Annotated in this window: 13 protein-coding genes and 1 pseudogene; 12 read left to right on the top strand and 2 right to left on the bottom strand. The window is 35.9% G+C overall.

Annotated elements, in window-relative coordinates:
• Positions 1 to 89 precede the first annotated feature (89 nt).
• The 4 genes and pseudogenes from prfA (at position 90) to EL260_RS25030 (ending at position 7,262) form a co-directional block, all read left to right on the top strand.
• On the top strand, positions 90 to 1,175 hold the full coding sequence (gene prfA, locus EL260_RS25045) for a peptide chain release factor 1 (protein WP_068939070.1): 1,086 nt from the start codon (positions 90 to 92) through the stop codon (positions 1,173 to 1,175).
• Between the two features lie 83 nt (positions 1,176 to 1,258).
• Positions 1,259 to 1,924 (top strand): hypothetical protein, encoded by a 666-nt coding sequence (locus tag EL260_RS25040; RefSeq protein WP_123858228.1) that lies wholly within the window; start codon positions 1,259 to 1,261, stop codon positions 1,922 to 1,924.
• Positions 1,925 to 2,029: 105 nt separating this feature from the next.
• Positions 2,030 to 4,131: pseudogene (locus tag EL260_RS25035) on the top strand (prolyl oligopeptidase family serine peptidase).
• Between the two features lie 137 nt (positions 4,132 to 4,268).
• Positions 4,269 to 7,262, top strand: coding sequence for a reprolysin-like metallopeptidase (locus EL260_RS25030; protein ID WP_123858226.1), 2,994 nt, complete (start codon positions 4,269 to 4,271; stop codon positions 7,260 to 7,262).
• 75 nt (positions 7,263 to 7,337) lie between these two features.
• On the opposite strand, the gene EL260_RS25025 is transcribed toward EL260_RS25030, so the two are convergent.
• Positions 7,338 to 8,114: a T9SS type A sorting domain-containing protein gene (locus EL260_RS25025; RefSeq protein WP_123858225.1), complete on the bottom strand. Its 777-nt coding sequence runs from the start codon at positions 8,112 to 8,114 to the stop codon at positions 7,338 to 7,340.
• A gap of 209 nt (positions 8,115 to 8,323) precedes the next feature.
• Here EL260_RS25025 and scpA point away from each other — a divergent pair, with 209 nt between their 5' ends.
• Entirely contained in the window at positions 8,324 to 10,453 is a 2,130-nt protein-coding gene (gene scpA, locus EL260_RS25020) for a methylmalonyl-CoA mutase (RefSeq protein ID WP_123858224.1), read from the top strand.
• A gap of 55 nt (positions 10,454 to 10,508) precedes the next feature.
• Here the strand turns inward: scpA and EL260_RS25015 are convergent, their stop codons facing one another.
• The gene (locus tag EL260_RS25015; protein ID WP_123858223.1) at positions 10,509 to 11,351 is read right to left on the bottom strand and encodes a hypothetical protein; all 843 of its coding nucleotides are present in this window, start codon (positions 11,349 to 11,351) and stop codon (positions 10,509 to 10,511) included.
• Between the two features lie 644 nt (positions 11,352 to 11,995).
• Between EL260_RS25015 and EL260_RS25010 the strand changes: the two genes are divergently transcribed.
• The 7 genes from EL260_RS25010 (at position 11,996) to EL260_RS24980 (ending at position 21,248) form a co-directional block, all read left to right on the top strand.
• Positions 11,996 to 12,538: a hypothetical protein gene (locus EL260_RS25010; RefSeq protein ID WP_228445241.1), complete on the top strand. Its 543-nt coding sequence runs from the start codon at positions 11,996 to 11,998 to the stop codon at positions 12,536 to 12,538.
• Between the two features lie 10 nt (positions 12,539 to 12,548).
• A complete protein-coding gene (locus EL260_RS25005; protein ID WP_123858222.1) occupies positions 12,549 to 13,940 on the top strand; it encodes an RtcB family protein in 1,392 nt (463 codons plus the stop codon).
• Positions 13,941 to 14,039: 99 nt separating this feature from the next.
• Positions 14,040 to 14,585 carry a nucleotidyltransferase domain-containing protein gene (locus EL260_RS25000; protein ID WP_123858221.1) on the top strand — a complete coding sequence of 182 codons (546 nt, stop codon included), beginning with the start codon at positions 14,040 to 14,042 and terminating at the stop codon, positions 14,583 to 14,585.
• Positions 14,586 to 14,587: 2 nt separating this feature from the next.
• Positions 14,588 to 15,286, top strand: coding sequence for a peptide chain release factor H (gene prfH / locus EL260_RS24995; RefSeq protein ID WP_123858220.1), 699 nt, complete (start codon positions 14,588 to 14,590; stop codon positions 15,284 to 15,286).
• Positions 15,273 to 15,788, top strand: coding sequence for a tetratricopeptide repeat protein (locus tag EL260_RS24990; protein WP_123858219.1), 516 nt, complete (start codon positions 15,273 to 15,275; stop codon positions 15,786 to 15,788). The genes prfH and EL260_RS24990 overlap by 14 nt, the downstream gene beginning before the upstream one ends.
• An 82-nt stretch (positions 15,789 to 15,870) precedes the next feature.
• Complete coding sequence (locus tag EL260_RS24985) at positions 15,871 to 18,459, top strand: T9SS-dependent M36 family metallopeptidase (RefSeq protein ID WP_123858218.1); 2,589 nt, start codon at positions 15,871 to 15,873, stop codon at positions 18,457 to 18,459.
• Positions 18,460 to 18,677: 218 nt separating this feature from the next.
• Positions 18,678 to 21,248 (top strand): T9SS-dependent M36 family metallopeptidase, encoded by a 2,571-nt coding sequence (locus tag EL260_RS24980; RefSeq protein ID WP_123858217.1) that lies wholly within the window; start codon positions 18,678 to 18,680, stop codon positions 21,246 to 21,248.
• Positions 21,249 to 21,264: the final 16 nt, after the last annotated feature.

The following is a 21,264-nucleotide window of genomic DNA, read 5'->3' as shown; positions in this document are numbered from 1 at the left end:
ATTTTGTTTCCTTGATCCCTAATGCTCAAAAATTTATACTTTACTTTTGAATTAATAATCCTTATCTTTGCACCCACAAAAATTCGACAATGTCTAAATCATTAATTCCAAAATTAGAAGCTATAAAACAAAGATATAATGAGGTTGCAGACCTTATTATACAGCCTGATGTCATTTCAGACCAAAAAAGATATTCTTCTTTGAACAAAGAATATAGTGATTTGGGAAAAATTGTAAGAGTTTACGATCAGTATAAAGGTGCCTTAGACAGCATCGAAGAATCTGATGAAATTATTGCAGATGGCTCAGACAGAGATCTTGTAGATCTTGCAAAAGAAGAAAAGCTGGAAGCACAATCTAAACTTCCGGGGCTAGAAGAGGAACTTAAAGTTCTTTTAATTCCTAAAGATCCTGCCGATGACAAAAACGTTATCGTTGAATTACGTGCCGGAACCGGAGGTGATGAAGCTGCAATCTTTGTGGAAGATGTTTACAGGATGTATACCATGTATTTCAAAACAAAAGGATGGAGACATGAAGTAACAGATTCTAATGAAGCTGCAAAAGGATACAAGGAATTGATCATGAAGGTGGAAGGAGAAGGTGTATATGGAATCATGAAATTCGAGTCTGGAGTTCACCGTGTACAACGTGTACCGGAAACAGAATCTCAGGGTAGAGTTCATACCTCTGCAATTACGATAGCCGTTTTACCGGAAGCGGAAGAAGTAGACTTTGAACTGAATCCTGCTGATATTGAAATGCAGACTTCACGTTCAGGAGGTGCCGGAGGTCAGAACGTAAACAAGGTTGAAACAAAAGTACAGTTAACCCACAAACCTTCAGGAATGGTTGTGGTTTGTCAACAGGCTCGTTCTCAGCTGGCTAACCGTGAATTGGCAATGGAAATGCTAAGAACCAAGCTATACGATATCGAACTTCAAAAAGTACAGGGAGATATCGCTGCACAACGTAAATCTATGGTTTCTACGGGTGACCGTTCTGCAAAGATTAAAACGTACAATTATCCACAGGGAAGAGTAACAGATCACAGAATCAACAAATCGATGTATAATCTGGATGCTTACATGAATGGAGATATTTCTGAAATGATTGATGCTGTAATTATGGCTGAGAATGCAGAAAAAATGAAAGGAGAAGAAGAAAACTACTAAAAGTTTCAAAAAATAAAACAAAGCCTCTGATTTTTTCAGGGGCTTTTCTTTTAAACGTACAACGAATTCAAATTATTAAACCTATGAAAAATTACAAAATTATTTTTTTGCTGTTACTCACGATGATGGGGCAGCAGCTTAGTGCACAGACAGAAGTAAAGAAACCAAAAGAAGTATTTGAGCTTTTCTTCGGATCTTTTTTGAATAACGATGAAGCCACCCGTCTTAAACTGAATGATTATCTGAGACCTACAGTGGAAGGGAAAGACGCTTTTGATGTAAACTTTAAAGAAAATGAAGAGGGGATGATAAAAGCAAGTGCAGAGAGTTTTCTTTCAGTATTTCCTAAAGCGGCCACTTCAGCCTGTCAAAAGGAAGCTGAGGATTATTTCAGAATCTTATTTTCCAATTTCAGAAATGCTAAACTTATAATTAAGGACATCAAAGTTGTTCAGAATGAATATATAGAAGATCAGAAAATTGCTGAGGTGAAGTATACTGTAAGTTTTAAGGTACCTGCAAACCCAACCCCTGAGCCTAAAGTAGAGCCTGCAAAAATTAAGGCTGATGACCTGAAAAAATATTTGCTTCAGATGACGCAGAATATAAGTAATGCTGATAAAACAATCACTACAGACCAGGAATTCAGTTTATATGAATTGAAGGAAGGTGATAAAATATACTACTGGAATGGAAGTCCGGATGAAATTGTAACCAATCTTACCGATTTCTATTTTGATAACTTATAATCAGTGAAGGATTGATTAATAGATTATTAAATAATTAAAAGTCCCCCAAAATGGGACTTTTTTTATTTCACATACTTTATGTATTTTTGATAAAAACCGTTCAGTATGAATTTTAAACCTATGTTATTAACTGCTGGAGTTCTGTTTTCAGCATCTTTTTATTCTCAAACAATGAATTATCCAAAAGCATTAAAGGGAAGTCAAACCGATACTTACTTTGGAACTGCAGTTTCTGATCCGTACAGAGATCTGGAAAATGATTCTGATGCTACCAAAAAATGGGTAGATGAAGAAGTTGCATATAGCCAGAATTACCTTTCAAAAATTCCGTTCAGGGATAAAATTAAAAACCAATTGAAAGATATCTGGAATTATGAGAAAATTTCGGCACCTTTTAAAGAAGGAGACTATACTTATTATTCTAAAAATGATGGTTTACAAGCACAATCAGTTTTATATAGAACCAATAATAAAACTAAAGCTACAGAGGTATTCTTAGATCCAAATAAATTCTCAGAAAAAGGAACCACTTCTTTATCTAATCTTTCGTTTAACAAAAAAGGAAATCTTGCTGCTTATTCTATTTCAGAAGGTGGAAGTGACTGGAATAAGATTATCATCATTGATGCTGTTACCAAAAAACAGATCGATGAAACTTTGGTGGATGTAAAATTCAGTGGAATTTCATGGCAGGGAGATGAAGGATTCTATTACTCCAGTTATGATAAACCGAAGGAAGGAACTGTACTTTCCGGAATGACTGATAAACATAAAGTGTATTTTCACAAGCTGGGAACAAAACAGTCTGAGGACAAATTGATTTTCGGTGGAGAAAAAACGCCAAGAAGATATCTGGGAGCGAGCGTTTCAGACGATCAGAGATATGTAATCATTTCAGCAGCTAATGCAACCAATGGAAATGAATTGTTTATCAAAGATTTGAAAAAAGGAGGCGATTTTGTACAGATTAATAAAGGATTTGATATCAATGCAAATATTGTAGACACTCAGGGAGATGACCTTTTCATTTCTACAGATAAAGATGCCCCGAATATGCGCCTTGTAAAGACAACAATCAGTAACCCAGCTCCTGAAACATGGAAAGATGTCATTCCACAAACAGAAAACGTATTGGGAATTTCTACGGGGGTGGATATTTCTTTGCAACATATATGATTGATGCCATAGATCAGGTAAAGCAATACGATAAAACAGGAAAACTGATCAGAGAAATTGAACTACCAGGCAAAGGAAATATTTCAGGTTTTGGAGGAAAGGAAAAAGAGAAAGAAATTTATTATTCTTTCAGTAATTATATTACCCCTGGAACTACGTATAAATTCAATGTAGACTCAGGGAAATCAGAAGTATATCAAAAACCAAAGGTGAAATTCAATCCGGATGATTACGTTTCTGAACAGGTATTTTACACTTCCAAAGATGGAACAAAGGTGCCTATGATGATTAATTATAAGAAAGGAACTAAACTTGATGGTAAAAACCCGACGATTCTATACTCTTACGGAGGTTTCAATATCAGTTTACAACCATCTTTCTCAGTAGTGAATGCCATTTGGATGGAAAATGGAGGTATCTATGCTGTTCCAAACATCCGTGGAGGTGGTGAATATGGTAAAAAATGGCATGATGCAGGAACAAAAATGCAGAAAAGAAACGTTTTTGAAGACTTTATTGCAGCAGGAGAATATCTACAAAGCAAAGGTTACACTTCAAAAGAATATATGGCACTTTCCGGAAGATCAAATGGAGGTTTATTAGTAGGAGCAACAATGACTTTACGTCCTGATTTGGCAAGAGTTGCATTTCCAGGAGTTGGAGTGCTAGATATGCTAAGATATAACAAATTTACAGCGGGAGCCGGTTGGTCTTATGATTACGGGACAGCAGAAGACAGCAAAGAAATGTTTGAATATCTGAAATCATATTCTCCGGTACATAATGTAAAAACGAAAACATGTTATCCATCCACAATGATCATTACCAGTGACCATGATGATAGAGTAGTTCCGGCTCACTCTTTCAAGTTTGGAGCAGAATTACAGGAAAAACAAGCTTGTAAGAATCCTATTTTATTGAGAATTGAGAAGAATGCAGGACATGGTGCCGGAAGATCAACAGATCAGGTAATCGGTGAAAATGCAGATTTGATATCATTTGCATTGTATGAAATGGGAATAAAGAAATAGTGATTAAAAAATAAAATATTTAACGTAACGACTAATTTTTAATAAATTAGTCGTTTTTTTATGCTTAGTTGTGTTTATAATTGTTATTTTTACGCCGGATATTTAAAGTTTATTAATCTTAGATTAATTAAGTAATTATGAAAAAAAGAATTTTACTAGTTTGTGCATTGGCAGCAGGACTGTCTAGCTTTAATGCACAGAGGTGGACGCCAGCCTCACAAAAAACGTCTGAAGTAAGAAAAGAAGTAGAAGTTCAATATTCTTACAGATTAGATTTACAGTCATTGAGAAATACTTTAAAAGATGCTGTAGAAAGAGGAAGAGGTGCCCAGGCAGTAGTTATATCTTTACCTACAGCAGAGGGAAAAATTGAGAAATTTGCTGTATATAGTGATCCTATTGTGGAGAAATCTATGGCAGATAGATATCAGCTAGGTTCTTACGTAGGGGTTGGAGTAGATGATCCCGGAAAATATGTAAGATTCAGTACTGCTCCAACTCAGATGCAGTCTATGATTATTAAAGATGGAAAATTCCAGTTTATAGAGCCTATTAGTACTGATAAGCAAGTTTATGGGGTTTTTTATAAGACAAAAAGAACCGAAGGAGAGCACGGCTTTGAATGTACTACAGAGGAGAAGAACTTTAAAGATATAAAGGCTTTAGAGCTTAATGGAAAAAATAGTCTTTCTAATGTAGGAATAACAAGCAGACCTTCTAGTACAACTTTCAGAACCTATAGATTAGCTCTTTCAACAACAGGTGAATATACTAAAAAGTTTGACCCAACTGGTGGAATTACAAATACTGTTATCCAGATGCATGCAACTATGGATCGTGTAAATGGTGTTTTCCAGAAAGATTTTGGCGTTAAGCTTATTATGAAAGACTTACCAGGTATTATTTTCACAGATCCTGCTTCAGATCCTTATACGGGGAATTTAAATTTACAACTTCAGCAGACGTTAACTTCCCAAGTTGGAAATGACAATTATGATATTGGGCATGTATTTAATGCAGCAGGGGGTAATGGTAATGCAGGAGGAATAGGGGTAATGTGTGTTAACCCGGCATCTTCTACTGCTTTAGCAAAAGGCTCTGCCTTTACTCAGAATACTAACCCTATGGGAGATTCTTTTGATATTGATTATGTGGCTCACGAAATGGGACACCAATTGGGAGGTAATCATACTTTCTCAAATAAATCAGAAGGATCCGGAGCTAACGTAGAGCCTGGAGGAGGAACTACTATTATGGGATATGCAGGAATTACTAGTGATAACGTTGCAATGGCTTCAGATGCTTATTTTCACTATAAATCAATAGATCAGATTTTGACAAGTTTGGAAGGAAAATCAGGTTGTGGAACTTCAGAAGCAATTACTAACAATACTCCACCTACAATAGGTGAGCTTACTGCTTATACAGTACCTAAAGGAACAGCTTACTATCTTGATGCATCAGCAACAGATGCTGAAGGAGATGCATTGACCTATACATGGGAACAGAATGACAGTGTAGATGATTTTGCTTCTATCTCTGGAGATAGTGGATGGGGATATAATCCACAGGGTGCATTGACAAGGTCTTATTTTGGTACTGCAAGTGGGAGAAGATATTTCCCTAGTTTACCAGTTGTAATGTCTGGTAATCTTACGAATAAAACAGTATGGGAAACAGTGTCTTATATTCCAAGAACATTAACATATGCTGTTACTGTAAGAGATCAAAATGCAATGAGACCAATGGTTTCTTCTAAGGAAATTAATACAGTAGTTGGAAATGATGGACCATTCAAATTTAATGGTATTACTACATCTTCAGTATTGTATAGAAATGCTAATAACGTTATTCAATGGGAAGTTGCCAATACCAACCAGGCTCCTTATAACTCATCGAATGTAAAAATTGAGTATACAACAGATCTTGTGAATGGAGCAACTTGGACGGAACTTGTTGCCTCTACTCCAAATAACGGAAGCTATACTGTGCAGATGCCAAGTACAATTACAACTCCGATTAAGTTAAGAGTATCAGCTATTGGAAATGTATTCTATGCAGTATCTCCTACTATTACTGTTGCCGATGCTCCTACTTCTACAACTTTAGCTCCAACAGGAGTTTCAACAATAAATACAGAGGTGTTTAAAACAACGGCGAGAGTATCTTGGAATAGTGTTCCTGGTGCTACTTACTCAATCAATTATAGAAAAGGTACTACTTCAAACTGGTCAAACGTGTTAAGTCAGACAAACAATGTTGTATTGGCAGGTTTAGAGGATGAAACAAATTACGAAGTACAGGTTGCTGCTGTTGTAAACACTGTTCCTGGCGCATTCTCTAATAATTATACATTTAAAACTAAAGGGCTTACAACAGGGGTTGATTATTGTATATTAAATTCAGGAATTCCTGATTTTGGAATGGTATATCAGGTATCTTTGAATAGCACAGCAATTCATACTGATGGTACATTCAGAGCCTATAAAGATGTGAGTGATAACCCTGCTAAGACAATAAACCTAGTGAAAGGAACTACTTATAGTTTAGATGCTAGAGCAGTAGTCTCAAGTGCTTATTCTCAAATGTCAGGAAGACAATTAAGAATTAATGCTTGGATAGATTATAACAGAAATGGAGTGTTTGAAGATACAGAAAGAATTTTTGGATTAGGATCAAATAATGCTCAAGTAAATGCAGCTATTGGAGGAGCTATAAATTTTACAGTACCAGCCACGGCTTATTCAGGTGATAAAACATTAAGAATGAGAGTTGTTGGAAAGTATGGTAATACAGACTTATCGAACCCATGTGTTGAAATCCCTTCAGGAGCAGGAGGTGTAATGGATCTTCCGGTTAAGATCACAGAAACATTAGGAACAGATGAAGTAAGAGGTACAAAAGCCTCATCAGAAGTTTCTCTTTATCCAAACCCTGCAGATACTTTCGTAGAAGTGAAAAACCTTAAAGGTAAAGCAGATTACAAAATCTACTCTGCTGACGGAAGATTAGTTCAGGAAGGTCAGATTGACGGACAGAGAATTAATGTTGCTTCATTAATCAAAGGAATGTATGTTGTTACGATCAAAGATGATAAAAACACGTACAATACTAAGCTTATTAAAAAATAATAGAATATAAATAGCTATAATTTAAAAACCCCGGATGAATTTCATCCGGGGTTTTATTTATTATTACTGAGTTGATTAATTCTTCGTAAACTTAGAACTCAAATTCCCAATCTTATATACATACATTCCCTTTGGAAGATTTTCTACATCAACCGAAATCTTACCTTCTGAAGCCAAAAAAGATTTGTTAGTAACTAATTTTCCGGTGACATCAAAAATCTCAATTTTATTTGCTCCGTTTCCGGGATTCATCACATTCAATATTTTATTCGTCGGAACGGGGAAAGCAGATAATTTACTTCCAGCCTGAATTTCTTTTGCGGCTAAAACAGAAGTGGGTAAGGCATAAACTTCCGTTAATGGAACGCTGCTATTATTAAAAGTTGTTCCACTATGAACCGTTAATTTATTGCTATTTGTTGTTGCATCATGAAAAACGTGAAATTCTCCTCCGTAGATTGTATCGGGATCTGTATGGAAATCTTTGAGCAATGTTCCATCTTCATTAATTAATAAGAGTTTATAGTAAGTTTGGTTGTCATTAAAAACACCTACCATAAATTCAAATTTACCATCAGTATTAAAGATATTCTTGGATATTGAAAATTCTTCGCCCAGAAAATCTAATCTATTAAAATTTGCAGGCATTGGAACATTTACTGTTTTATAAAGGACATAGTTCGAATTATAAATTTTCAGTTTATTATCAGTGGTTTTTGAGATATAAAATGTTTCTGTAGGAGTGGAATAAACAAAAGCGTTTTCATTGGTGAACGAATGTTCAAGTGTTAATTGGGCAAAAGCAAAATTGGCGGCCATTAAAGTTATGGCAGAAAATAATAATTTTTTCATGATATTAATTTAAAATTTGAACTGCCGAAGATACTGAAATTTATAGTGCAAATAGGATCTGGAGGCTCATTATTCATCTTTTAATAAAGTTTTTAAACAGAATTTAATATAGATAGATTGTAATTTAAAACTCTCGTAATCATAAGATTATCAATGCTTATTTGTTATTCTAAAAATGCTTAAATTTAGCATCTAATAAATCCGTAAATATGAGAAGAGAAGTTCAAAATAAAACTCCTCAATTTAATATAACTAAAAAAATAACTGAGATCTATCCTTTTGAAAAAGATGGATTACAGTTGAAATCTTCCTATACAAAAGAAGATATTAATAATGAATCTTTAACGGAAACCTCTCCTGGAATTGAACCTTATTTGAGAGGGCCATACTCTACCATGTATGTTCAGAAACCATGGACGATCCGCCAGTATGCCGGTTTCTCCACTGCTGAAGAATCCAATGCCTTTTATAGAAGAAACCTTGCTGCAGGACAGAAAGGACTTTCCGTAGCATTTGATTTGGCTACGCATAGAGGTTATGATTCTGATCATTCAAGAGTGGTTGGTGATGTTGGAAAAGCAGGAGTTGCGATCGATTCAGTAGAAGATATGAAAATCTTGTTTAATGAAATTCCGTTAGACGAAATCTCCGTTTCCATGACGATGAACGGGGCAGTACTTCCAATTCTCTCTTTTTATATTGTAGCAGCAGAAGAGCAGGGAGTAAAGCAGGAATTGCTTTCAGGAACCATTCAGAATGATATTCTGAAAGAGTTCATGGTAAGAAATACATACATTTATCCGCCTGCACCTTCTATGAAGATTATTGCAGATATTTTTGAATATACTTCTCAAAATATTCCGAAATTCAACTCAATTTCCATTTCTGGATACCATATGCAGGAAGCAGGAGCCACTCCGGTACTGGAAATGGCATACACTCTGGCAGACGGTCTAGAATATGTCAGAACAGGAATCAAAGCAGGAATGAAAGTAGATGATTTTGCACCTCGACTATCATTTTTCTGGGCAATCGGAATGAATCACTTCATGGAAATTGCTAAAATGCGTGCCGCAAGATATATCTGGGCTAATCTTTTAAAACAGTTTGATCCTCAGAATCCTAAATCTTTAGCTTTAAGAACCCATTCCCAGACTTCCGGATGGTCATTAACAGAGCAGGAACCTTTCAATAATATTACTAGAACCGCTATTGAAGCATTATCTTCTGCATTAGGAGGAACACAGTCGTTACATACCAATGCATTGGATGAAGCGATTGCCCTTCCTACGGATTATTCTGCAAAAATTGCAAGAAATACACAGATCATTCTTCAGCAGGAAAGCAGAATATGTGATGTAGTAGATCCGATGGGAGGGAGTAATCTTGTAGAAAGCCTTACTCAGCAGATGATTGAAGAAGCGATGAGGTTTATTGACGAGGTAGAACAGGAAGGAGGAATGACCAAAGCGATTGAAGCAGGTATTCCAAAAATGAGAATTGAAGAAGCTGCTGCTAAAAAGCAGGCCAAGATTGATAGTGGTGAAGAATTCATTATTGGAGTAAACTCATTCAAGTCCTCATTAAAACAAGAGGCTATTGAGATTCTTGATATTGATAACACTGAAGTTCGTAGAAAACAAATTGAACGATTAAATAGCATTAAAGCAGAAAGAAGTTCTGAAGCAGTAACGCAAATCCTGAATGAAATCCGTGAAAGTGCAAAAACAGGAAAAGGTAATCTACTGGCACTTTGTATTGAAGCCGCAAGAAGAAGAGTTACCCTGGGTGAAATGAGTGATGCGATGGAGGAAACCTTTGGAAGATATAAAGCAAACATTAAAACGATATCTGGAGTATACGCTATGAATGCCGGTAAAAACGAGTATTTTGAAAAAGCCCTTAATCTGACTCAGAAGTTTGAAGAAGAAGAAGGACGCCGTCCAAGAATTATGGTCGCTAAAATGGGTCAGGACGGTCATGACAGAGGAGCAAAAGTAGTAGCAACAGCATTTGCTGATATGGGATTTGACGTTGATGTAGCTCCATTATTCCAAACTCCGGAAGAAGTGGCAAAGCAAGCTGTAGAAAATGATATTCACATTCTGGGAGTATCTTCATTAGCTGCTGGGCACAAAACATTAGTTCCTCAGGTGGTAGGAGAATTGAAAAAGCTGGGTGCTGATGATGTGGCGATTGTAGTAGGAGGAGTGATTCCACAACAGGATTATGAATTTCTTTATGCTAATGGTGCTGACTTTATTTTTGGCCCCGGAACCAATCTTCCGAAATGTGCTGTAGAAATTTTAGAAAGGTTATTAGCTCAATCTGCTGAATAATACTTCTGTTCAATAATAAACAAGGCTGTTTCAACATGCGAAACAGCCTTTGCTTTTATTTTTTCTGAACAATTTTACCATCATCCATAATCTGATAGAGTACTTTAGTTATTTTTTGAGAATTCCCGTCAATCTTATGATCCGTTGTTACAGTAATTTCTCCTGTTTTATTGATTGTATAACTGCTAAATTCCTCCTTCTTATCATCTTTTCCGGGATCAAACCAAATACCTTCCACATAGGCTTCCCCAACAATACTGTTATTCAATACAGTAAGCAGATAGTAGCGGTAATCAAAATCTCCGCAATCCATAGGAACAAGAATCAATTCAATATTTTTATATTTCGTTAAAGGAAAATATCGGAATGTTGGCGCTCCACAGCTGTACTGCTGGGAACCTTCCAAAGCAAAATCAGTTTCTATAAACTTTACATCTACCTGAGGAAGACTTTCAATAGGTAAGCTGTAAATGCCCTGCTTTAAAAGAGATTCTATCTGAGCGGGCTCATTTTTGCTTTTTCTCCATTTTTCAAGAGAAATGTACTCCCCGGAGACTGGCTCTAAAATTTCCAAAACAGCACACTGACTACTTGAAGCATGGAAAATGTGATACGTTTCAAAACGGTCTGGCCCATTATAACCTACGGAAATTGAATAATCCCAGCCATTATTTACTTTTGTGCTGTCTACAAGAAAACCGATTTTACCCTTTCCCTGGGTTTGTGAATTCAGAAATTTTGCCTGATCTTTTATTTCCTCCAAATCAAGAATTTTTTCCATGAAATTCGTAGAAAAACAACCTTTTTCTGATATTTTTACTACCTCCTTTTTTACAGGTTCTTCTTTCTTACATCCTATAAAAAGCATTGGGAGTAAGGCCAATAAAACTTTATACATAAAACTCTTTTTTCACAAAAATAAGATTTAAATAATTGATGATTAAAAAAATAATTCTATATTTGCACCTGAAAATCAAGTTTAACCAATTAAAAACAACGAAGCAATGTTCAGAACAAATCAGAATTCTACAGTTGGATTACCTCTTATGGTGGTAAGGCTTCGCGGTTTGGTACATTCTTAGAATAATAGTACAATACAATATCAAAACCCGAGGTCGTAAAGATTTCGGGTTTTTTATTGCGCAATATTTCAAACTCACGTTTCCCCGAAATTTTTAAGTGTTTTTTTAAGAGCAAAATAGGCTGAGGTCTGTCCTCGAAACTATACTTGCCCATCATTATTAATTCAATCAACTAATATTTTAGTTGATAAAAAGGATAGAATAAGTACAAATCCGGAATCTCGGATTTTGTATCTGATGTCCTGTGTCTTACATGGAAAATGATAACCTTCTGTCTTACCGGCTGAGAAGCCTGCGAAGCAGAAAAAAAACAATAAAAAAAGATGTAGAAAAGCAGATAAGAAAAAAGTATTAACGTAGTAATAAGCTTTGTGATATCAAAAGAAATATTCCATGGATTCCCTTAAAAAAAACTTATCAGAGAGGGTTTGTAAGGTTCTTCGCCGTTAGAGAAGATGTAATGAGATCCAAAGATGGAGATTTCTTTGAAGGAATTTTGAAGAAAATCAATACCTACATGTATTCCGAAAGTCGTCAGTTTCTGAAAAAAAAGAAAAAATCTGGACGGAGGATATATGTAGAAAGAGTTCAAAAGCTCAAAAACATCTCTTCATATTCATGGAACGATCCAAAGCTTGGGTTTACTTCAGGAGAAAGAGAGTATTTCCTTAAACAGGAAGAATACTGTTCTTTCCGGAAGACTTATGTCCCTTATTACGAATTCAAGGAACCCTGGAGATTTACCTTGCGTACAAGACCTAATATGATTACCCATTATAAGCCTGTAGACTTTCAATTGGAAAAGGAAATTGCAGAGCTGAAATCTTATTTGGGAAAATATAAAGTTGCCGGAATTATCAACAAAACAATTCATGGCAGGTCATACTCATGGAACTCAAAAAAAGAAGATACTCATCTTATCAAAAGTAGAAAATACTTTCGCTACAAAATATCTGCAACAGAGGTTGCAGAAAGCTTTTTGGACGATACGTCCATAATTTAAAACAAAAAAAATGGGAAATTTAAAACTAAAAGGAAAAGATATATTAAAACTGGGCTATCCAAACAATCAGAGCGTAAATGTAGCCCTGGAAGTGATGAAGAGAAATTTTGCAACTAAAAATATCCATTATGTGAAATCTCTTCTGAAGGACATTTTGATTCATCCGGAAAATTTTGAAAAAGATTTAACCTTCGGACAGATTGCAGAAACCCTGCTTTCATCTAAAAAAACAGAAAAACGAATGTTGAATGCACAGCGTGCAGCATTTGAGATTTTCGGGAACAATATTTCAGAAGAAGCAAAAAATCAACTGTATACTGCATTGAAACTTCCGGTTTCTGTTCAGGGAGCACTGATGCCTGATGCTCACAGCGGTTATGGCCTTCCAATCGGCGGCGTTTTAGCGGTAGAAAATGCTGTTATTCCTTATGGAGTAGGAATGGATATTGGATGCCGAATGAGCCTTAGCATTTTAGATACACCAGTTTCATATCTGAACGGTGCAAGGGATAAATATGAAAAAGCCCTTGCTGAACATACAAAATTTGGAATGTATGAGATTCACAAATCTCATATAGATCACGAAATCTTCGATAGAGATACATTTGATCTGATTCCTATTTTAAGAAGATTAAAAGGAAAAGCCATCAAACAAATGGGATCTTCAGGAGGCGGAAATCACTTTGTAGAATTCGGGGAAGTAGAAATCACTGAAGAAGATGAACAAATCGGTTTACCCAAAGGAAAATATCTGGGAATCCTTTCACACAGCGGATCAAGAGGATTAGGAGCAGAAATCGCCCAATATTACTCAAGAGTAGCCGTAGAACAGTGCCCGTTGCCTAAAGAAGCGCAGCAATTTGCCTGGTTGGATCTAAGCACGCACCTTGGTTTGGAATACTGGACGGCAATGAACCTTGCAGGAGACTACGCTTCAGCCTGCCATGATGATATTCATAGAAGATTGGTGAAAGCGGTAGGCGGAAGAGTAAAAGCCCGAATCGAAAACCATCACAATTTTGCATGGAAAGAAATTCATAAAGGAAAAGAAGTGATTGTTCATAGAAAAGGAGCCACTCCAGCCAATGAAAATGAATTGGGAATGATTCCGGGATCTATGACTGCCAAAGGATTTATCGTTCGCGGAAAAGGAAATCCTGACTCTTTGAATTCAGCTTCACACGGAGCGGGTAGAGCTCATTCAAGAGGAGAATGTAGAAGTCTTTTCACCCAAAATGACATTAAAAAAGAGTTAAAACTTAAAGATGTTACCCTAATGGGAGGAAATACAGAAGAAGCACCAATGGCCTATAAAGATATTCATGAAGTAATGAATGCGCAAAGCGAATTGGTAGACATTCTTGGGACATTCCAACCAAGAATTGTGAGAATGGATAGATAATCTCAGTGAAAATCAAACCTTATAGGCTTCAAAAACCTATAAGGTTTAATACGATGACAGATCATATAGCTGTCAATTATAAACCTTTAACTTAAAAAAATGGGAGCACCTCATAATATAAAAAGATATGGAGAAGTCTGGCCGGAATTCAGAATCCTGCTGGGCCTCGAAATTTTAGAAAAACTAAAAAATAAAGTGATCATATCAGGTGGGTGGGCGTGGCACTTTATGTCTGTAACAGGACATACAGAATATAAACATGCTCATGACCACAAGGATATTGACATTTTTGTAACAAAGGAAAATGTTGCTGAAGTAGTGATGATTCTTCGGCAGGATGGATTTCAAAAAGTCTGGACACGGTATGACCACTTGCCTAGCCAGGAAAACTTCAAACGATATGAGAAAACTGTAGAATTAGAAAATGAAAAATTTCATAGAATCACGATCGATTTTTTTGAAAGAAATGATCTAAATACCATTGAAGCCAATGGATTTACTGTGGTGAAACCTGATCTTTTACTTTCATTCTACAGAAATATTCATTCCAGCGATAAATGCTGGGCAGTAATGGCTGCAAAAGAATTATTACAAAAAGGAATAGATCCTGTTGGACATCCCTTATTAAGCAAAATGCCAACATAACAATGGAAAAATTAATACAGATCACTTCCGGGAGAGGACCTTTAGAATGCCAGTGGGTTGTTTCTAAAGTATTAAAAAGCTTTTTGGAAGAAGCAAAAGAAAACAATATAGATTACGAAATCATTCATCGCGAAAACGGAGATGTAAATATGACCATAAAATCTGCAACCGTTCTCCTAAAAGGAAAGAACGTTAAAGAATTTTTAAAAACATGGCTTGGAAGCATCTGTTGGGAAGGCAAAAGTACATTCAGAAAGCTGCATAAAAGGAGTAAATGGTTCATCGGTATATTCGAATTGGAAAATTTGGAACCGGTTAATTTCAATGAAAAAGATATCAGATTTCAGACAGCCAGAAGCCAGGGAAGTGGTGGACAGAATGTTAATAAAGTAAATACAGCCGTTCGTGCTACTCACGTGCCCACCAATGAATCGGTGTTTGTACAGGATACACGATCACAGTTGAATAATAAAAAACTTTCTATTATCAGATTAAAAGAAAAGGTAATGGGAGTTTATATTCAACAACTGGAACATAGAATGAAAGAAACCTGGAATCTTCATCTTCAGGTAGAACGAGGCAATCCTGTCCGTACATTTTCAGGAACAGATTTTAAAAATACATATGAGGATAAGTCCTATAAAAAACAAAGGAATATTCTTAAACAGAAATTAAAAAACTACAGTAATGACGTTAACTAAAAATAAATACTATTTTGAAGCTCTGGACTATTTCCCTTACAATATGTCCGAATGTTTGGATGCTTTGAACTATGCTCTTTCCTATGAACCCGAAGATGCAGACAGCCTTTGTCTAATGGGAAGAGTATATTCAGAAGTCTTGAAAGATTATGAAACAGGAAAAAGATACTTTGAAGAAGCCATGCAGAATAATATCGGAAATGTAAACACCCCTAAATATTATATTGAATGCCTTTTGAGTAATGAAGATTATGAGGAAGCAGAAAAGCTCATTGAATATGCTCTAAAGATGAAGGGAATAGACAAAGCAGAAATTTTGAATGCTAAATCTCTTTTACTGGAAAAAAAAGGAGAATATAAACTAGCTATGGAAAAGCTTAAAGAAGCAAAGAAATTTAGTTTTTGCAGAAGTTCACTTGAAATTTTAGAGGATAGAGAGAAACTTCTTCAGAATAAAATGCCTAAAACGAGAATAAGGAAAACAAAGGAAAATGTTGTGTAAGTTTAATTTTTGTTTATGAGATATCTTTAAATATTTTGAATGTTTTAAATAATTGATAGATTTGTTGTAAATAAACAATTTTATGAATAGAAAATTATTTTTACTACCGATTTCGGTAGCGGTTTTTTTTGCCTTTGGTAAAATAAATGCACAAAACTCCACGAAACTTATTCAGGATTACTATCAAAAAAGTGGAAAATTACTTCAAAAGAATGGTACCAATGATAAAGTTGGGGTGATTATTCTAAACGAAGATAAGTCACAAAGCCTTGGAGCTCACATTGTGGATGTACAACAAACCTATGACGGACTTAGAGTGTATAATGCGTTAGGCAAAGTCATTGTTAAAGGAGATAAAATTATCTCTGAAAAAAATGACTTCAGCCGAAACGTTGTAGTGGCTCAACAAAATAAGGCCCAAGGAAGGCTCTCTGAAGATTTAATCAAACAAAAATTAGGACTTATTAAAATTTTAGAAATCGATTACTCATCTGATGTTTATTTCGAGAAAAATGGAGTATTTGTTCTTTCAAAGGAATTATTTGTATCAGACGCTCATTCTTCCGATGTATGGCATGTCATTGCAGATGCCAGCAGTGGAGAAATACTTAGTAAAGATAATATGACCCTGAGCTGTCAATTTGATCACAGTTCAGATTCCGGTGAAAAATCTGAAGAGATACAGGAATCTCAAAATATCGTAGATCAACCCGCCTTTTTTAAAGGGACTATTCAGAATACAGCAGGTAATCTGCTTGTACCTTCTAATGCTTCCTATAATATCTTCCCTCTTCCTCTAGAAGCTCCCACCTTTGGAAACCGTGTTGTTGTAAATAATCCATGGGATTTGACGGCTTCTCCGGAAGGGTGGCATTCCGACGGCAGCAATAGCTATACCAATACCCGAGGAAATAATGTCTATGCCTATTCTGATCAGGGTAATACCAATCTGCCAGGTTATTCACCTGACGGAGGCAGTGCCAGAAACTTCAATTTCCCATTTGCAGATGACAGATATGCTGATCCGTTTGCATACAGAGATGCAGCGGTTACCAATCTGTTTTATATGAATAATAAAATGCATGATGTGTTTTATAAGTTCGGATTTACAGAAAGTGCTCGAAATTTTCAAACCAATAACTTTAGTAATGGAGGAATAGGTGGTGATGCAGTACGGGCTGAAGCTTTTGACGGAAGCGGCCTCAATAATGCCAATTTCAGCTCAGGATATGAAAGAGTTGTTTCAGGGCAAAATCAGGTTTTAGCCCCAAGAATGCAAATGTATCTGTATGATAGAACTCAAACGGCAGATGATCCTATTGTAAGATATCAGTATAATTCTCCAGCCACCATTGTAAGCAGACCTAAAGTGTTAACCGGAGGGGCCTCATTCGGACCTATCTTTGGTCCTGCAGTTACAGGAGATCTTACCGTTTCCGTTCCTGCCGATGCATGTACAGCACCTGCTGCAGGAAGTCTTACCAATAAAATAGCCATTGTGACCAGTACAAGCTGCGAATATGGCCTGAAAGTTCTGAATGCACAAAATGCAGGTGCCATTGGAGTTATAGTATACAGACCTTCAAGTGATACTCCTGTAAGTATGGGAGCAGGAAATTCGGGTGCCCAAGTAACGATTCCATCTATCAATATTGGAAAAACGGAAGGGGAATTTATGATCGCTCAACTGAATGGTGGTACTACAGTCAATGCCACTTTAAACTTTGATTACAGCGGATTTAAACATTCAAGCTTTGATAACGGGATTATCGCGCATGAATACGGACACGGAATTTCAAACAGACTTACAGGACAAGGATATAGCTGTCTTTCTACGGCCAATACCACAGAGCAGATGGGAGAAGGATGGTCAGATTATTTTGCGCTCATGCTTACCACAAGACCAGGTGATACTTCTGCCCTTGCCAGAGGTGTAGGAACCTATCCAAAAGGGCAGCCTATTACAGGAGTAGGGATTAGACCTGCCCAATATTCTCCGGATTTCAATGTAAATAGTTATACCTATGTACAAACAAATACAGCAGTTATTCCACATGGAGTTGGATTTATATGGGCAACTATGCTTTGGGATCTTACCTGGAACTATATTGAAAAGTATGGATACAACAGTGATGTTTTGGCAAGTACAACATCAGGAAATGCAAAAGCGCTGCAAATTGTGGTAGACGGATTAAAACTTCAGCCTTGTAGCCCTACATTTATAGATGGAAGAGATGCTATTCTTAAGGCTGATCTTTTAGGAAATGGAGGGGGAGATAAATGCATGATTTGGAAAGCCTTTGCAAAAAGAGGATTAGGAGTTAACGCTTCGGCAGGAAGTAAAGTAGTGGCAAATGATCAGGTGGAAGATTTTAACGTACCTGCAGAATGTAACGTTTCATTGGCTACTGATGAAGTGAAAGCTTTAAACAATAAATTTATAGTATTTCCTAATCCTACCTATGATGAATTCTTTGTAGGAAATATTGATAAATCTTCCAAGGAAGTTAAGATTAAAGTATTTGATATGTCCGGAAAATTAGTGTTTTCAGACGCCAGAGAGTCCGGATCAAAGAAAGCCATTTCTACAAAGGAATTGCAGAAAGGAGTTTATATGGTTCATATTCAGCAGGGAGATAAAACCCAGACAGAAAAGCTTATTGTGAGATAATTATTGAAAATATATTAAGATAACATAGATAATCCGGAGAGAATAAATATTCCTTCGGATTTTTTTATTGGCTGAAAAATAAAATCTTTAGTAGAGTATCTGTAAAATAGAAAAAGATTGAATAAAAAAATATAATTCAACAATGATGGAATAAAATTTGTGATTTACTATGGTTTTCTAATGATAATCTTTATTTTAGAGATACCAAAAAACAAACCATGAATAAAAACTTTTTTTTATTGCCCATTTCTGTGGCTTTATTTTTAACCAGCAACTACACAAGTGCCCAAAACTCTAAAAAACTGATTGAAGATTATTATGAGAAAACTGGAGATTTAATTCAAAAAAGTAATAGGAATGATAATGTTGGAATTGTCATCCTGAACGAAGACGTCTCCAAAAGCTTAAAAGCCAATATTGTTAATGTACAGCAAACTTATAATGGACTTCGTGTTTTTAAAGCACTAGGGAAAGTAGTGATTAAAGAAGATAAGATTATCTCAGAAAGAAATGATTTTAGCAAAAATCTGGTAGTGGCTAATCAGAAAAAGATTCAGGAAAGATTTTCAGAAGAATCATTGAAAGAGAAACTAGGATTAGATGAAATTTCCAGAGTAAGATATTTGCCAGACATTTATTTTGAAAAAAATAAAGTATATGTACATTCAAAAGAATTATTTGTCTCAGATAAAAATTCTTCAGATATATGGCACGTGATTGCCGATGCCAGTACTGGTGAAATATTAAACAAAAATAATAGTACAATTTATTGCCGTTCAGGAGCTGATTCACAGGAATATGTCGAACCTGAAATAAAATCAGGACCTCATTTTCCAGTAAATAAAAATTCAGAAGTGATTGATCCAGTTCATTTGCTGACCCCTACTAATGCATCATATAATGTCTTTCCTCTGCCTGTTGAGGCTCCTACATTCGGCTCCAGAACAATTGTAAGTAACCCTTGGGATTTAGCCGCTTCTCCGGAAGGATGGCACTCTGATGGAATAAATAATTATAGCACTACACGAGGGAATAATGTGTATGCCTATTCAGACATAGATGATATGGATGTTCCTGGATATTCTCCTGACGGAGGAAGTGCTCTCAATTTTAATTTCACCTTTGATGAAGGAAGATATATAAATCCACTTACCTATCAGGATGCTGCTATCACCAATCTATTTTATATGAATAATAAAATGCATGATATATTCTATAAATTTGGATTTACAGAGCCGGCCAGAAATTTTCAAATAAATAATTTTGGAAAAGGAGGGATAGAAGGTGATGCAGTAAAAGCAGAAGCTTTTGATGGAAGTGCCTTTAATAATGCTGCTTTTTATTCGGGGTACGAATTGGAAACGAATGGTGTAATAGAATTTGACTCGCCTATCATGCAAATGTATCTCTGGACTAGAGAACAGTCTGCCGCTGATCCTATTGTAAGATATAAGTACAATTCTCCAGCAACAATGGTAAACAGGCCTATAGTGTTGTCGTCAGGAGCTTCTTTTGGTAATAAATTAGCAACTGGTCAAGAGGTTACAGGTGACTTAGCTCTTTCAATACCTCTTGATGCTTGTGTAAATGTTGCAGCAGGTAGCTTAACAGGAAAAATAGCGGTAGTAGAAGCTAGTACATCGTGCCCGAATTTAATTAAGTTGAAAAACTTACAAAACGCCGGAGCTATCGGAGCCATTTATTATCATCTCACTTCTGATACTCCTCCTACAATGGGAGGTGGAAATAGCCAGGAATTAACGATTCCGGCGATCATAGTTGGTAAAACAGAGGGAGACTTCCTTGTTAACCAAATTACAGGAGGTGCAATAATTAATACAACGCTGAAATATGATTTCAATGGTTTCAAACATTCAGGTTGGGATAATGGAATTGTTGCTCATGAATATGGACATGGGATTTCTAATAGACTAACAGGAGATGGTTATGACTGTCTTTATTATCCTGAGCAAATGGGTGAGGGATGGTCTGATTTTTTTGCTTTGATGCTTACAACCAGACCAGGGGATACTTCTTCTTTAGCAAGAAGTCTTGGAACATATACAATGAATCAGTCAACAACAGATGTAGGGATTAGACCATCTAAATACTCTCCTGATTTTGCAATCAACAATTACACATATGGAAAGACTAACTCAGCGATAGGAGCCCATGCTGTAGGATTTATTTGGGCAACTATGCTTTGGGATCTTGCCTGGAAATATATTGAAAAATATGGATATAACAACGATGTGCTGGCCAGTACAACATCAGGAAACGCAAAAGTAATACAAATTGTAATGGATGGTTTGAAGCTACAAACTTGTAACCCTACATTTATAGATGGAAGAAATGCGATTCTTCAGGCTGATGCGATTGGAAATTCAAGTGCTGATAAATGTTTGATATGGAAAGCATTCGCTAAAAGAGGATTGGGTGTAAATGCAAGTTTTGGAAACATATTTAGCATGAAGGATCAGGTAGAAGACTTTACAATTCCTGCTGAATGTAATGTCTCATTGGCAATTGATGAGGCTAAAGTAATAAACAATAAATTTATAGTATTTCCTAATCCTACCTATGATGAATTCTTTGTAGGAAATATTGACAAATCTTCCAAGGAGGTGAAGATTAAAGTATTTGATATGTCCGGAAAATTAGTGTTTTCAGACGCCAGAGAGTCCGGATCGAAGAAAGCCATTTCTACAAAGGAATTGCAGAAAGGAGTTTATATGGTTCATATTCAGCAGGGAGATAAAACCCAGACAGAAAAGCTTATTGTGAGATAAGAGTTTTCTTTTAATG

Source organism: Chryseobacterium nakagawai (assembly GCF_900637665.1).
Lineage (GTDB): Bacteria > Bacteroidota > Bacteroidia > Flavobacteriales > Weeksellaceae > Chryseobacterium > Chryseobacterium nakagawai.
Note: the sequence above shows the minus strand (reverse complement) of the source record. Positions and strands in the feature narration are given on the sequence as shown.